Source organism: Streptomyces lavendofoliae (assembly GCF_014649735.1).
Classification (GTDB): Bacteria; Actinomycetota; Actinomycetes; order Streptomycetales; family Streptomycetaceae; genus Streptomyces; species Streptomyces lavendofoliae.
The window spans coordinates 199404-213714 of record NZ_BMTP01000010.1 but is presented as its reverse complement, the minus strand read 5'-3'; the positions used below and the strand labels follow the sequence as shown (position 1 = coordinate 213714).

The 14311-nt window shown below is 74.5% G+C and carries 13 protein-coding genes and 2 pseudogenes; 8 read left to right on the top strand and 7 right to left on the bottom strand.

From position 1 onward, the window contains the following. Positions 1 to 200: 200 nt before the first annotated feature. The gene (locus IE109_RS20215) at positions 201 to 1499 is read left to right on the top strand and encodes a GAF domain-containing protein (protein ID WP_189552325.1); all 1299 of its coding nucleotides are present in this window, start codon (positions 201 to 203) and stop codon (positions 1497 to 1499) included. 50 nt (positions 1500 to 1549) lie between these two features. Further along, positions 1550 to 3073, top strand: a complete 1524-nt coding sequence (exaC, locus tag IE109_RS20210) for an acetaldehyde dehydrogenase ExaC (RefSeq protein ID WP_189552324.1) — start codon at positions 1550 to 1552, stop codon at positions 3071 to 3073. Between the two features lie 94 nt (positions 3074 to 3167). Here exaC and IE109_RS20205 read toward each other — a convergent pair whose 3' ends face one another. Both IE109_RS20205 and IE109_RS20200 read right to left on the bottom strand, forming a co-directional pair. Further along, positions 3168 to 3545 carry a hypothetical protein gene (locus IE109_RS20205; protein ID WP_189552323.1) on the bottom strand — a complete coding sequence of 126 codons (378 nt, stop codon included), beginning with the start codon at positions 3543 to 3545 and terminating at the stop codon, positions 3168 to 3170. Beyond that, positions 3542 to 4129 carry a TetR/AcrR family transcriptional regulator gene (locus IE109_RS20200; RefSeq protein WP_189552322.1) on the bottom strand — a complete coding sequence of 196 codons (588 nt, stop codon included), beginning with the start codon at positions 4127 to 4129 and terminating at the stop codon, positions 3542 to 3544. The genes IE109_RS20205 and IE109_RS20200 overlap by 4 nt, the downstream gene beginning before the upstream one ends. Positions 4130 to 4492: 363 nt before the next feature. Between IE109_RS20200 and IE109_RS20195 the strand changes: the two genes are divergently transcribed. Further along, positions 4493 to 5113, top strand: a complete 621-nt coding sequence (locus tag IE109_RS20195; protein ID WP_189552321.1) for an RICIN domain-containing protein — start codon at positions 4493 to 4495, stop codon at positions 5111 to 5113. A gap of 72 nt (positions 5114 to 5185) precedes the next feature. Here IE109_RS20195 and IE109_RS20190 read toward each other — a convergent pair whose 3' ends face one another. Beyond that, the gene (locus tag IE109_RS20190; RefSeq protein WP_189552320.1) at positions 5186 to 5653 is read right to left on the bottom strand and encodes a hypothetical protein; all 468 of its coding nucleotides are present in this window, start codon (positions 5651 to 5653) and stop codon (positions 5186 to 5188) included. A 232-nt stretch (positions 5654 to 5885) separates the two neighbouring features. Here IE109_RS20190 and IE109_RS20185 point away from each other — a divergent pair, with 232 nt between their 5' ends. The 3 genes from IE109_RS20185 (at position 5886) to IE109_RS20175 (ending at position 7775) form a co-directional block, all read left to right on the top strand. Next, entirely contained in the window at positions 5886 to 6410 is a 525-nt protein-coding gene (locus IE109_RS20185; protein ID WP_189552319.1) for a hypothetical protein, read from the top strand. A 1-nt stretch (position 6411) separates the two neighbouring features. Next, complete coding sequence (locus tag IE109_RS20180) at positions 6412 to 7113, top strand: RNA polymerase sigma factor (RefSeq protein ID WP_229891296.1); 702 nt, start codon at positions 6412 to 6414, stop codon at positions 7111 to 7113. Between the two features lie 452 nt (positions 7114 to 7565). After that, positions 7566 to 7775 carry a hypothetical protein gene (locus IE109_RS20175; RefSeq protein WP_189552318.1) on the top strand — a complete coding sequence of 70 codons (210 nt, stop codon included), beginning with the start codon at positions 7566 to 7568 and terminating at the stop codon, positions 7773 to 7775. Between the two features lie 17 nt (positions 7776 to 7792). Here IE109_RS20175 and IE109_RS20170 read toward each other — a convergent pair whose 3' ends face one another. Then, on the bottom strand, positions 7793 to 9613 hold the full coding sequence (locus tag IE109_RS20170; RefSeq protein ID WP_229891294.1) for a serine/threonine-protein kinase: 1821 nt from the start codon (positions 9611 to 9613) through the stop codon (positions 7793 to 7795). Positions 9614 to 10207: 594 nt separating this feature from the next. Between IE109_RS20170 and IE109_RS20165 the strand changes: the two genes are divergently transcribed. Both IE109_RS20165 and IE109_RS34070 read left to right on the top strand, forming a co-directional pair. Then, positions 10208 to 10909 carry a hypothetical protein gene (locus IE109_RS20165; protein ID WP_308431377.1) on the top strand — a complete coding sequence of 234 codons (702 nt, stop codon included), beginning with the start codon at positions 10208 to 10210 and terminating at the stop codon, positions 10907 to 10909. Positions 10910 to 10912: 3 nt separating this feature from the next. After that, positions 10913 to 11410 (top strand): annotated as a pseudogene (locus tag IE109_RS34070) (STAS domain-containing protein); the annotation flags it as partial. A 375-nt stretch (positions 11411 to 11785) separates the two neighbouring features. Here the strand turns inward: IE109_RS34070 and IE109_RS20155 are convergent. From IE109_RS20155 to IE109_RS20145, 3 genes and pseudogenes are all read right to left on the bottom strand, one after another. Further along, positions 11786 to 12196 carry a RidA family protein gene (locus IE109_RS20155; protein ID WP_189552316.1) on the bottom strand — a complete coding sequence of 137 codons (411 nt, stop codon included), beginning with the start codon at positions 12194 to 12196 and terminating at the stop codon, positions 11786 to 11788. 169 nt (positions 12197 to 12365) lie between these two features. Then, positions 12366 to 12522 (bottom strand): annotated as a pseudogene (locus tag IE109_RS20150) (IS5/IS1182 family transposase); the annotation flags it as partial. A 507-nt stretch (positions 12523 to 13029) separates the two neighbouring features. After that, entirely contained in the window at positions 13030 to 14283 is a 1254-nt protein-coding gene (locus IE109_RS20145) for a hypothetical protein (protein WP_229891292.1), read from the bottom strand. Positions 14284 to 14311: the final 28 nt, after the last annotated feature.

Sequence of the window (14311 nt, the reverse complement as noted above, 5' to 3'; positions counted from 1 at the left end):
GAGCGGCGCCCCACCGGCCGCCCGCCGGTGGGCCGCCCGCTGGTGGGCCTCCCGACGGTGGCTCGCCCGACGGTGACCGCCTTCCGGTGGGCCGCGGGTGGCAGGCTGCCCCGGCGGCCCGTCGTGCCGGGGCGCTTGTGGGGGCCGGCCGGCGCGACGACGATGGCACGGGCGCGGCGGACCGTATCGGGGAGGGCGACGTGAACGACCCTTGGGTGGCCTTGGCGCGGGACACGGACCCGGTGGAGCGGACGAGGGTGCTGCGCCGCGCGCACGAGGCGTTCACGTCGGGCGGCCGGTCGCGGGAGCCGGTGCGCCCGGAGGTGCGAGCCGTGGTGGCCGCGTCGTGGCGGCGGTCGGCACGCGCGCGTGTCTCGCCCGACGGGACGGCCTGCGTCGAACTGGAGGGGGACGACCTGGCGGCGTACCGGGAGGGCCATCCCCTGGCGGCCGCGATGCCGGTGGTGCGGGAGTTGATGGGCGCGTACGCGAACGACGGGGAGCACCTGGTGGCCGTCTGCGACGCGCACGGGCGGTTGCTGTGGGTGGAGGGACACCCCGCGACGCTGCGCCGCGCGGACCGGATGAACTTCGTGGCGGGGGCGCGGTGGGCCGAGTCGGCCGCCGGGACGAACGCCCCCGGCACGGCGATCGCCGTCGACCGGCCGGTGCAGGTCTTCGCCGCCGAGCACTTCCGGCGACCGGCGCAGTCGTGGACGTGCGCGGCGGCGCCCGTCCACGACCCGCGTACCGGCCGGCTGCTGGGGGCGGTGGACATCACGGGCGGGGCCGGGCTGGCGCATCCGCACAGTCTGGCGTTCGTGCAGGCGGTGGCACGGGCGGCGGAGTCGCGGCTGGCGTTGCTGGACCCGGCGCCGGCGGCCGGTGACCGGATGCTGCTGTCGGCGCTCGGCCGGGACGAGGCGCTGCTCGTGGCGGCCGGCCGGCGGACCCGGCTGAGCCGGCGGCACAGCGAGATCCTGGTGGTCCTCGCCCACCGCCCGCACGGCATGGGCGGTGAGGAGCTGTTGACGGCCCTGTACGAGGACGGGACGGTCACCCCGGTCACGCTGCGGGCCGAACTGTCCCGGTTGCGCGCCGTCCTGCCGCCGGGTGTGCTGCGCTCGCGCCCGTACCGGCTGGCGGCGGCGGTGGACGCGGACTTCGAGGCCGTGGGGCGCAGGCTCGCCTCCGGAGCGGTCGCCGCGGCGCTGGACGGGTACGCCGGGCCGCTGCTGCCGGGCTCGTGCGCGCCCGCGGTGACGCGGCTGCGGCGGCGGCTGGCCGACGAGCTGCGCGCCGCGCTGATCGCGCGCGGGGACCCGGCGCTGCTCGCCGACTGGGCGCACAGCCCGTGGGGCGAGGAGGACCCGGAGGTGTGGCGGGCGCTCGCGGCGGGCGTACCACGAGGGCGTCTCGGCCCCGTACGGGCGCGTCTCGCCGCCCTGGACGCGGAGCTCGGGGGCGTTGCAACGCGGTCGCAACGTCCGCGTCCCTAGCCTCGCCGCGAGCACCGGACTCATGGTGCCGTCCCAGGGAGGCCCCGCACATGACCCGTTACGCAACGCCCGGCACCGAAGGCGCGATCGTCTCGTACGAGTCCCGGTACGACCACTGGATCGGCGGCGCGTACGTCGCCCCGGCGCGCGGGGGGTACTTCGAGAACCCGAGCCCGGTCGACGGCCGCCCCTTCACCGAGATCGCCCGCGGTACCGCCGAGGACGTCGAACGCGCCCTGGACGCGGCGCACGCGGCGGCGCCCGCCTGGGGGCGGACGGCCCCGGCCGACCGGGCGAACGTCCTGCTGCGGATCGCGGACCGCATGGAGGCGAACCTGGAGCGGCTGGCCGTCGCGGAGAGCTGGGAGAACGGCAAGCCGGTCCGTGAGACGCTCGCCGCCGACCTCCCGCTGGCCGTCGACCACTTCCGCTACTTCGCGGGTGCGCTGCGCGCCCAGGAGGGTTCGCTGAGCCAGGTCGACGAGGACACCGTCGCGTACCACTTCCACGAGCCGCTGGGGGTGGTGGCGCAGATCATCCCGTGGAACTTCCCGCTGCTGATGGCGGTCTGGAAACTGGCGCCGGCGCTGGCGGCCGGGAACGCGGTCGTCCTCAAGCCCGCGGAGCAGACCCCGGCGTCCATCCACGTCCTGATGACGCTGATCGCCGACCTCCTCCCCCCGGGGGTGGTGAACGTCGTCAACGGTTTCGGGACAGAGGCCGGGAAGCCCCTCGCGTCCAGCCCGCGCGTCGCCAAGGTCGCTTTCACCGGCGAGACGACGACGGGGCGGCTGATCATGCGGTACGCCTCCGAGAACATCAAGCCGGTCACCCTGGAACTGGGCGGCAAGTCGCCGAACATCTTCTTCGACGACGTGTGGGCCTCGGACGACGACTTCCGTGACAAGGCCCTGGAGGGTTTCACCATGTTCGCCCTCAACCAGGGCGAGGTGTGCACGTGCCCCTCGCGGGCCCTGATCCAGCGCGGTCGCTACAACGAGTTCCTGGAGGCCGCAGTCGCCCGCACGGAGCGCGTCGTCCCCGGCCACCCGCTGGACACGGACACCATGATCGGTGCCCAGGCATCCAGCGACCAGCTGCAGAAGATCCTCACGTACCTCGACATCGGCCGGCGGGAGGGCGCGAAGATCCTGACGGGAGGGCAGCGCATCGAGTACGACGGCGAACTGGCGGGCGGCTACTACGTGCAGCCGACCGTCTTCGAGGGCGACAACCGCATGCGGATCTTCCAGGAGGAGATCTTCGGCCCGGTCGTCGCCGTCACGTCGTTCACCGACTTCGACGACGCCATCACGACGGCCAACGACACCCTGTACGGCCTGGGCGCCGGTGTCTGGACCCGCGACGTCACCACCGCCTACCGCGCCGGCCGTGCCATCCAGGCGGGCCGGGTCTGGACGAACTGCTACCACGCCTACCCGGCGCACGCGGCGTTCGGCGGCTACAAGCAGTCGGGCATCGGCCGCGAGACGCACCGGATGATGCTGGACCACTACCAGCAGACCAAGAACCTCCTGGTGTCGTACTCGCCGAAGAAGCTCGGCTTCTTCTAGGCACCGCGGGTACGCCGGGACGAGGGCGCCTGGCGGGGCAACCGTGCCGGCCGGGCGCCCGGGGTGGCGGGAGCGGGACGAGGGCGCCGGGCGGTCACAGGGTGCCGGCGGCGGCCAGCGCCCCAACGGGCAGCAGGAGCAGCCATTGCGGCAGCCGCAGCCACGGCCTCGGCCAGTCGGCTGCCAGCGATATCACCAGGAACACCACCGCGTAGGCCACGAAGTGGGCGGCCAGGAGCCAGGCCACCAGGTCCCCGCCGGGATGGTGGCGCAGGGCCAGTCCGATCAGGGCCGCAGCGGCCAGGAGCAGGTCCGCGGTGACCATGTGCCAGACGGCGTGCAGGACGCGGCGCGGTTCGTCCGGCAGGTGGCAGGCCAGCAGGGGCCGGACGACGTCACGGCCACCGGCGACGACGTGAACGGCGGCGACGCCCGCGCTGGTGAGGCCGGCGGCGAGGAACCATCCGTTCACCGGACCTCGATCCCACGGACGACCAGGCCGGCCAGCCGGCCGGCGAGCTCCGGGGCGGCGCTTTCGCCGACCAGCCCGACGTGGAAGAAGACGGCTCCGGCCAGGGTGTCGAGCACCAGGTCGACCGGGACGGCGGAGCTTGTCTCGCCCCGCCGGGCGGCGCGCTCGAACACGTCGGCCAGGCCGGACTTGGCAGGGGCCAGGAAGTGACTGCGGATACGGGTCCGCAAACCGGGATCGGCGGCGAAGTCGGCCAGCAGCCCCGGCAGGGCCGCGGCGGCGGCCGGGGCGGTGAACTCGTGCAACAGCGCCTCGACCAGCGCCGTCAGGTCGCCGGTCAGGCTGCCGGTGTCCGGCACCGGAGCCGACTCGGTGGCCGTGAAGACCGCCTCGTACACCAGCTCCGCCTTGCCGGACCAGCGCCGGTAGACGGCGTCCTTCCCCGTTCCGGCCCGAGCGGCGACGGCGCCGATGGAAGTGGCGGCGTAACCGCTCTCGGTCACCAGGTCGACCGTGGCGGTCAGGATCGCCTCATGGACACGACTGTCTCTGGGACGCCCGCGTCGGGCGTCGGGAAGGGTCATGGGTTTAACCATACGGGACGACCCGTTGGGTAAATAGGCCCGGGCGGCCCGTCCGTTCCGGCGGCCCCGACGGGGCCGGTTCTCCCGGCGGTCCCGGCGCCGGACTCACCGCCCGGTTGCGCGGGCACCTACGGGTGGTCTCATGGAAGAAGCCGTCTCATCGGGTGGAACGCCACCGAGGAGGGCGTGAGAACGCAGCCGCGGAAAGCTCCCACCCGCTCGCCGCGGGGTGTTCGTCCACCCGTCCCGACGCGTGTCTCCGACGACGGCGAACCGGCCGGTCGCGTCCGCCACCGCGCGTCGACTGTCCGGACCTTCCCCCTTTTCGCCCTCACGTCGTCGGACTCCGGACTGGAGAGTCAGATGAAGATGCGGACCAGGCGCCTTTTCCTCCCCATCGCCACGATCGCACTCGTCGCGGGCGGAGTGATCGCACCCACCACGGCCTCCGCCGAGGACCAGTACTTCTACATCGTCAACCAGAGCACCGACATGGCGGCAGAAGTATTCGCCCACAGCCAGGCCGAGAACGCGCGGGTGGTTCTGTGGCCCAACTATGGCGGTGAGAGCCAGCAATTCAGGCAGCAGTTCACGACCGGCGGCTGGTTCCTGTTGGTCGCCAAGCACTCCGGGAAGTGCCTGTCGGGCTCGAACGCCGACAGCAGGTCCGGGCCCGTGGTCCAGAGGACCTGCAATGGCGAGCTGTCCCAGCAGTGGAAGACACGGTCGGTGTCCAAAACCGCGGACGAGTGCGGTGACCCCAACCGCTGCTTCGGCGGATCGCGCACCGTACTGGACAACAAGCACTTCCGGTACAGGTGCCTGGACGCTGCCAACGCGCAGGCGCCCACTCCGCCCGTACAGGGCGCGGCGCTGCAAACGTGGTTGTGCGTGCACAAGTTCAGCGCCTGGAACCAGGTGAACCAGAACTGGGAGCTCGTACGCACGCAGGACTGGCCTCCCCCGGCCCCGAAGGTGCGCTGAGCACGAGCCGCCCGCAGGTTCGGCCGCGCGACAAGGGCTCCCGCGCGGGGGAAGGGCTCGGCCGGGCCGGGGTCAGCCGCCCGCGGCGGTCGCCCGCCGCAGGGCCTCCAGGAGCGCACCGCGATCGTGGGTGGCGATGGTCAGGGCCTGCCCCTGCCGGGTGGTGACGGTGACGCTGTCCATGCCCATCGGTACGGCCCATCCACCGCCCATCAGGCGCGGCTGCCCCTGCTGGAGCGCGTCGGGGCGGCCGGGCACCCGCGCGTCCTGCACGGACCGGGGGTCCACGTCGGCGAGGGCGATGCGTTCGCGGCCCACCCGCAGGACACCCGCGGCCGGGTCGACGCGAATCCGGTGGTAGATGCGCTTCGACAGGGGTACGGCGACGCACGGGACGAGTACCAGCAGGAACGCCGCCGAGACCCCGAGCCACAGGCCCAGGTCCTCGGGCAGGGCGTCCACGCCGAGACGGCCCACCATGACGAGGTAGACCGCGACACAGAAGGCGGTCCACTTCCAGGGCAGCTTCTCGACGTACACGCGGCAATCCCCCCTTCGGGCAACGGATCGGGCCGCGGCACGCGACCCCGCCCTATTCCTAGCACCGGCTCGCACCGGGGTCCGCCCCGACCCCCGCGAGCCCCGGCCGCGGGCCCCGGCCGCGGGCCGGGCCGAAAAAATCTCGCGGCGGGCGGCAACCTCCCGGCGTCCCGCACGTCGTGGGGGGTGAAGGGCGTGAACCCGCGCCCCCGGACCAGTCGGGAGAACCACCGTGTCCCACCTGAAGCGCGCAGTCGTCACCGTCGCCGCCACCGGCGCACTGGCCGCGCTCACCGTGCCGTCCTGGGCGGCGGCAGGACCGAGCGCGACGCCGTCACCCGTGCCGTCGCCGGTCACCGCCGGCGCGCCGACCGCCATACCGTCGGCGCCCGCCTCGGCGATGACGCCCGGGGCGGGCTCCACCCCCGCCCCCACCGACGCGCCGAGGGCGGTGCCGTCGGCCACACCCGGTGCCGTACCTCCCGCCACGCCGGCGCCGGCGACCAGCCTCCCGCCGGGCGCGGCACCGTCCGCCACCCCCACCCGGGAGGCGGGCAGCACCCCCGGCCCCGCGCAGCCCCCGGCCGGGCCGTCCGCGACCGTTCCGGCCGCGCCCGCCCAGCCCTCCGCCGGACCCGAACTGGCGCATACCGGCGGCTCCGGCGCCACCGGGAGCGTCATCGGCGCGGGCGCGGCGGGGCTCGTCGCCCTCGGGGCCGGGACCCTGTTCGTCGTGCGGCGGCGCGCTTCCCGCTGACATGCCCCACGCGAGGAACACCCTGCCGCACCACGTCCTGCCGTTCCGCCCCGTCGCGCCCGTGTTCCCACGGGCACGGCCCGGCGGCGGGTGGGGCGTGCGTGCGGCGCTCCGCGAACTGCTGTCGCGCCGCGAGCGGACGGCCCCGCCAGGCGGAGGTCACGCGGGTCCCGGGGCGGCCACGGGCCCGTACGGAGGTGCGGCCCCCCGGCCGCCCACCGTTACCGTCACCGACCTCTACCACGCCCACCGTCTCGGCATGGTGCGGCTGGCCGTGCTCCTCGTCGATGACCTCGCCACCGCCGAGGACGTCGTCCAGGACGCCTTCACCGCCCTCTACCGGCGCCACGGCGAGCACGTCACCGAGGTCGACAACGCCCTCGGCTACCTGCGCACGGCGGTCGTCAACACCTCCCGCTCGGTGCTGCGGCGGCGCCGGACCGCGCGCGCCTGGACGCCGCCGGCCCCGGCCGACGCCCCGTCCGCCGAGGAGCACGTCGTACTCGACGAGGCGCACCGAGAGGTGCTGGCCGCGCTGGGCCGGCTCACCCCGCGCCGCCGCCAGGTGCTGGTGCTGCGGTACTGGGCCGACCTCAGCGAGGCGGAGATCGCCCAAACCCTGGGGATCAGCCGCGGAGCCGTCAAGTCGAACGCCAGCCGCGCCCTGGACGCGCTGGAACGGATCCTGGAGGGACGGATATGAACGCCGACGGGGAACGCGAACGTCCCGTGGAGCACCGGCTCCGTCAGGCGCTCGCGACCCGGGCGGAGTCGGTGGGCGTACGCGACCTGCGGCCGGCCGCTCCGCCCCGGCGGGCGGCGGGGCGGCCGGCCCGGGGGGCCCGGTCGGGGGCGGGGCCACGGGCGGCGGCGTGGTGGACCGTGCCCCCTCGGGTCCGCATCGCGGCTGTGACCGGTCTGGTGGCCGCGGTCGTCGTCGCCGGCGCCGCCCACCTGACCCCGGGCTCCTCGGCTCCGGCCGACCCGCGCCCCGCACCGCCGGCCGGGCCGCCGTCCGGCGTCACGTCGCCGCCCCCGGGCCCGAACCCGAGTCCGTCGGGCCCGGAACCCGAGCCGTCCACGACGCCGGTCCGCCCACCGACCCCGAGCCCGGACCCGACGGGTACGACGGGTACGACGGGTACGACGGACCCGATGGATCCGACGTCCACGTCGATCCCGGCCACGCCGCACGTCCCGACGCCCACCGTGAGCCGGCCCGTGCCGGCGGACCCGGCTCCCGGCACGACGGCGCACGCGACCGCGCGCCCCGCCCCGGGCACGACGCCCGGTCCGCCCCCGGGCGTGACCGTGCCGCCGGACCGGTCGGCGACCCCCTCCTCGGGCGCGGGTGCCGGCGCCTGAGGGGCCGTCCGCGCCGCTCAGGACGCCGGGTGGGAGGCCACCACCTTGCCGCGGGTGTCTGCGGCGAGGTAGCCGGACTGCATGTACTCGTTGGAGAGGTAGAAACGCACGGTCGGCCGGTCGGCGTTGAACGTCCAACGGCCGACGATGACGTAGCGCAGGTTGGGGTCGGCCACCTCGAGTTCCTTTTCCCCGCGCTTCATGAGCGCGGGGAGGGTGTCCCAGGCAACGGCGGCGGCGTCGAAGGGCCGCTCGTCGGGGGAGCCGGGGTCGATCCCCCCGCCGGGGCCCGTGCGCGTCGCGACGCCGTCGCGGTACTGGTACTTGTCGTACGTCTTGGCACCCGGCCCGGTGGGGATGTCGGCCAGCGCGTAGTCCTCGTAGAACGTCACTTCCTTGACCTGCGGGCTGCCGCTCGCCTCACGGAACGCAGCGAGGACGGTGCGGATGTTCGCCGCTGTGAGGAGCGTGCCCCTGGTGGCGGCACCGGCACTGCCGGCGGACGGGGCCGTACCGGTGCCGGGCGGCGTGGCGCCGGTTCCGCCGGACGCCGGGGTGCGTGGGGCGGAACTCGACGACGGGGTCGTGCCCCTGCCCTTGCCCTGGTCGCCCGCGCTGCCACCGGTCGGCCAGTTCAGGGCGGCGACGACCACGATCGCGACGGTCGCCGCGGCGGCGACGGAGACGGCGGCGGCGCGGCGGCCCGCCGAGCGCCGGCCGGGCGGTATGGGGGGCCCGAACCCCCCGCTGCGCGCGGTGGTGGGCGGTGCCCAGGCGGCGTGGTGGGCCGGCGGTCCCCCGTACGCGGGGTGCTGCCCGTACTGCGGCGCGGCGCGGCCGGGGGTGGCGACCGGGTCCGGGGCGGAGGCGTGGCCCGGGGCCATGGGGTGGCCGGGCGGGGCGAACGGGACGGCGTCGCGTGGTCCGCCGGCGGCGGGCCGGTCGTCCGGCCGCGCGTCGGGCCGCGCGTCGGTCGCGGGTGCCGTGCCCGCCTCGCGGGCCGCGGCATCCCGCAGCAGGCGCTCCAGCTCGGCGCCGTCGGGCCGCCGCGCTGGGTCGCGGACCAGCAGCCGGTCCAGTACGGGCCCGAGCGCCCCGGACCTGACCGGCGGCGGGATGGGATCGTCCAGGACCGCGACCACGGTCGCGAGGCTGGTCGCCCGGCGGAACGGGTGGTGGCCCTCGGCCGCCACGTACAGCAGCATGCCGAGCGACCACAGGTCGGAGGCCGGGTTGCCCTCCTCGCCGCGCACGCGCTCGGGGGCGATGAACTCGGGGGAGCCGATGAGGTCGCCGGTGGAGGTGAGCCGGGACGTCGCCCCGGACAGCGCGGCGATGCCGAAGTCGGTCAGGACCGCGCTGCCGTCGGGGCGCAGGAGGACGTTGGCGGGCTTGACGTCGCGATGGTGGATCCCCGCCGCGTGCGCCGCTCGCAGCGCGGACAGGATTTCGAGGCCGAGTGCGGCCACCTCGGGCACGGGCATGGGCCCCCGCGCCAGCCGCTCGTGGACGGAGCACCCCTCGACGAGCTCCATGACGATCCAGGGATGGGACCCGTCGGCGGGCTCCACGATGTGGTGGATCGTCACGACGTGCGGGTTCGACAGCCTGGCCAGCGCCCTGGCCTCGCGTACCGCGCGCTCCCGCAGCCGCGCGGCGAGACCGGGGGCGGCCTCCTCGACGGCCGGATCGGGCGGGCGGACCTCCTTGAGGGCGACCTCCCGGTCCAGCGCGACGTCGCGCGCCCGCCAGACCGTGCCCATGCCGCCGCTGCCCAGGCGGGAGACCAGTTCGAACCGTGCGTCGACCAGTGGTCTACCGCCCTCGCTCATGCTCATGGCCGGTCATCGTAGGCGCCGTGCGCGCCCGTCCGCGCGCCAGGTGCCGGATACCCCGTACGGGCAACGGCCCCTGGGGGCGACCGTGCCCCCAGGGGGCCGTCGCCGACCGCTGCCGGGTGGGGCGCCGCGCCTGCGGGGCGCGCCGGGCGCGACCGTCGACGCCCCGGCCGGGCGCCGCTCAACGGGCGAACGCCGTCGGCCGGTTGAGCGGGGCCCGCCGCAGGGCGCGTGGTCGCGGCGGCCGTGGCCGCGGGCGCCATCGGCGCGGGACGGTCCGGCACCCGGATGGTCCCCGGCGGGACGTCCGCGCCGTGAGAGGGTGTGGCCGTCGAGGGGTGGGCGGAAGCGGTCACCGTACGGCCGAACGGAACAGTCGGAACACTATGAACACGGCGGACAGGGCGGACCGGGCGCGCACGGCGGACACGGCAGGCCGGAGCGTGGGCGGGTACGGCACGTCCGGGCGCCGGCGGGATCATCGCGGGCCCGCCGGACGTTGGACCTTCGACCGGAGCGTTCCGTGTACGCGCACCACACGGCCCAAGCGATGAGGAGGATCCAGTGAACGCCGCCGAAGAAGGACGGCATCGGTTGGACGCGATCAGCGTGCTCAACGCGAAGCAGACGCTCCTCCAGCTCCTCGGCCGGGCCGGGGTGTACTCCGGTGACGCGGAGGAACTGATCGGTCTGGTCGAGGCCGGCGCCCTGTCCCTCGCGCGCGAGGAGGCCGGGTCCGTCGGGCGGAGCGCGCCGGGGGACAAGGGCGAGCTGTACGAGGCGGGCTGGCTCGACGGTGGCCAGGCCGTCACCGACGTCCTCGGCGACCTCGCCGAACGCGCGCTGCGGAGCGCCGTCACCTCCGATCCGTCGACGCCCGCCGCGGAGGCCCGGCCGCCCGTGCGGAGGATGCAGGTGGAGCGCGCGAAGGTGGCGGTCGTCCCCCTCTACCTCTCGTTCAGCACCGAGTCGGAACTCGATCCGGAGGTCTCCGAGCAGGTGCTGACCGCCGTGCTCGGGACCATGAGTGCCCGGGAGAGGGCCGCGTACCCGGGGCGTCTCGCGGAGTTCGCCGCGTCCCACCGCGCACACCTGGAACGGCTGTACGGGGAGTACGGGCCCGGCGGCACCATCGCGATCCACGGCCGCTACTCGCTCATGCACTCCCCCACCAGCGTCGCCGTGCTCGAACGGCTCGCCACGGCACCCGCCCCGTTGTGGGAGGAGTGGGACGCCGCCGAACTGCCGCCCGCCTGGCTCGAGGGCCTGATCACGGCCTGGGGTTCCCCCGGCTGACCGATGGCGTGGCGTCGGGCCGACGCCGGCGGGTGCGGCAGATACGGCGGGTGCGGCGGGTGCGGCGGGTGCGGCGGTCAGGGACCTTCGTCCCAACGGGAAGGGGCTGCGGGCCTGTCGCAGCGAGGTCGTCGGGTGGTGGGCCGGGAAGGCGGCGCGTTTCCACCACCCCCCTCCCCTCGCCCAGGAAGGCTGTCCCTGATGAGCACCTCCATCACCTTGACGGTTCAAGCGGAGGACAGCGGGGCGACGGCTCCGGCGCTCGCCGGTGAACTCGACCTGGACACCGCCGCGCGCATAGAGCCGGATCTGTTCCTGGCGACCGCGTGGGCGGGCCGGGAGGTCGTCCTGGACCTGGCGGACATCACCTTCTGCGGCACCTCGGGCGTCGAGCTGCTCATGCGGCTCGACCAGCGGTGCGCGGCAGAGGGGTGCAGGCTTTCGCTGTGCCGCGTTCCCCGGCAGCCCGGCCGGGTCTTCCGGGTCCTCGGTGTGGACCGGACCATCCCCTGCTCGTTCGTCCGAGGCCGCCGGGGCGGGACGTGCCGGGCGGCGGGCCACGGGGCCGCAGCACACGGAACTGCGGTCATGGGCCGATCCCCCGGCCGGCCGGGTCAGGCCCACGCGCGACCGGAGGGTGCACATGGAGCCGCCCGCCGATGCGGGGCCGTGCCCCGGGTTCGCCCCGGGGGCCGGGTGCCGGCCGATGCAGTCTCTGCGTTCGCTCGACCAGGCCGTCGCCACCCGCTACGACAAGCGCGGGTACGTCCATCTCGGCACCGTCACCGCTGCCGCCCTCCTCGTTCGGCTCCGAGCGTGACCGGAATCAGAACCCAGGCCGGGCGGTTGGTCCCTCGGCGAGGATGGCCCGCCGGCTCAGGAATCAAGCACGGCGGCGATGGCTTCGATCTCCACGAGCTGGCCGTCATAGCCGAGCACGGTGACACCCATCAATGTGCTGGGCACGTCGTGGTCGCCGAACGCGTCCCGGACAACCTCCCACGCCGTCACCAGGTCCTCCCGCCGGTGAGAGGCGACGAGAACACGGGTGCTGATGACATCGTGCAGTGACGCGCCCGAGTCCGCCAGAGCGGTCCGCATGTTCTCCACAGCCCTGGCCGCCTGCCCCGCGACGTCCCCGATCGCCGCAGTGGAGCCATCCTCATTCAGAGGGCATGCCCCGGCCAGGAAGATCAGCCGCGACTCGGCCGGGGCCGTGGCCGCGTAGGCGTACTCCGCAACATCGGACAGGGAGGCAGAGCGGATCAATGTGACAGCACGCGGCACGGGCTTCCTCTCGCAGCAGTTCCGGGACACTGATGGACCCTCTCAAAGGTCGCCTCGACGTTCGACACATTTTCCCGGCCCGTCGGCTCCCGTGATGGGCCACTGCCGTCAGCCACCCAGTGGATCTCACGGGATCGAAGAGGCACCCCTAGTCGGAGGCGGTCTCGAATCCCGGCTCAACACCCTTCTTGACGCGGCGTCGGATTTTCCGATCGGATTGTCCGGCTGGAGATACGTTCGTAGCCAGAGCCGTGGACCAGTGCGAGCACGATGTGCTCGAACACCGTCCGGTCGGCGATCCGGCGGCGGTGACAGCCCAGCGGGTGCTCCGATCCCGAGGTCGTAGACATTGGCGGCGGACCAGCTGTCGCTCGCCGTCGGCGGTGGTGGTGGTGAGGGACACGCTGGTGAACCCGGGGCCGGCGCCGTCGGTCCCCCAGGCGCTGATCCGCTTGGTGTTCGGCTCCCGAGCTCCGAGAAGCCGGCGTACGGGTTCGGCGTGTCGTCCTGGCCCGGTGACTGTCGAAATCCGGCGGCGGATTCTCGGCCGCTCGGCCTGAAGGACACCTTCTTCCCGGTGACCGACCCTGCCACTCACGGTCCTCATCTGCACGGTTGCGAAGCGCACGACCGGCCGAGCCCGCAGAAGGCGGCGGCGCCGCTCGGTCCGGTCGTGCTTGGCTGTCGCCGCGTCCACCAACTCAGCGGTGAACACCGTCGTCGGATCCGATCCGCGCCCGCCGGCCCGCCCCCACCCCGTCACACGCGGGGCAACGATCCCCGCAGCTCGAAAGCGACTGCGTTGGGCGGATGCCGGTCCCGGGGCCCGGGTGTCAGCAGAGCGGGACTCCTGGTACCTGATTGTCCGGCGAGCTGAGGTAGATGTTGGTCATGTAGCCGCCGTACTGGGGAAGATGGGCCCACCAGTCGTTGACGTAGGGCGGCACGCTGACCTGCTGGCCGCGCTTCTGGCAGCCGACCAGGACCTCCACGCCGGCGGGCAGCGTGGTGACCGCGCCGGAGTCGGTCGAGGTCTGGGTCCGCACGCGGACGCCGCTGCCCCAGGTGCCGATCCAGGTGCCCGCCGGGCGGGAGGCGCCGGGGACGTTCAGGGAGCGGGTGAGCCGGCCGACGTCCGTGTACGCCTTGCCGTAGGAGGTGCCGGTGGGGTGCAGGGTGAGCACCGCCACGATGGCGCGGTCGCCCGGGCCCACCAGGCCCGTCGTGTGCAGCGCCGGGCGGGAGAGGTCGACCGCGGCGGCACCCGCGCCGGTCCGGGCGCCGGCCGCGCCGGTGGTCGTGGTGGCCGCCGTGCAGCCTCCGGACTCGAAGCCCGACCAGCCCTGCTTGACGGCCCAGGGCCGGTTGAAGGAACCGGCGATGCCGAAGTGCTGGTCATAGCCGTCGCTGGCACAGCGGGTGGACTGGCGCAGGTTGCCGAGGACGTAGTCCCGCACGGGGGCGGGGGCGGAGTCCAGGAGGTAGCGGTAGATCCGCACGGTGTCGCGGGCCGACATGGCCGTGTAGCCCCAGTAGCCCGGGTGCGTGGCCGGGGGCCGGGCGGTGTCCGTGAGGCCCAGCCGCGTGACCATACGGTCGATGATGGCGCCTGCGCCGTTGTTCGCCCAGATCGTGCTGGCCGCGGCATCGTTGCTGCTGCGAAGCATGGTGTCGATGCGCGACCTGTCGGCGGCCGGCAGGGAGTCGGGCGAACGCCCCCACAGCACGTCCAGCGCCAGCAGCAGTTTGACCACGGACGCCGAACGGAACTGGCCGGCGCTGTTCACCTGCTCGGTGAACGTCCCCGTCTGCCGGTCGAACACGGCGACGCCCGCCGTCACGCCGGCCGGCACCTCGGCGCGGGCCACGGCGGGCGGTGAAGGTGAGGGGTCCGGTGCGGCGGTCGCCGTGGGGGCCGCGACGGTGGCCAGCACGGCCGCCAGGGCCGCCGTCAGCAGGCCGGCGCGGGCCGCGAGGCGGCGGCCGGTCCTGGGCCGGCCACCACCGGGGGCGGCGGCGGGGTTCGCCGCGGCCGTCGGATACCGGCGTTCGACGCGGCTGCGTCCACGCTCGGTGTGTGAAGTCATGTCCGGTCTGGCCCTTCTGGTCGGGGGT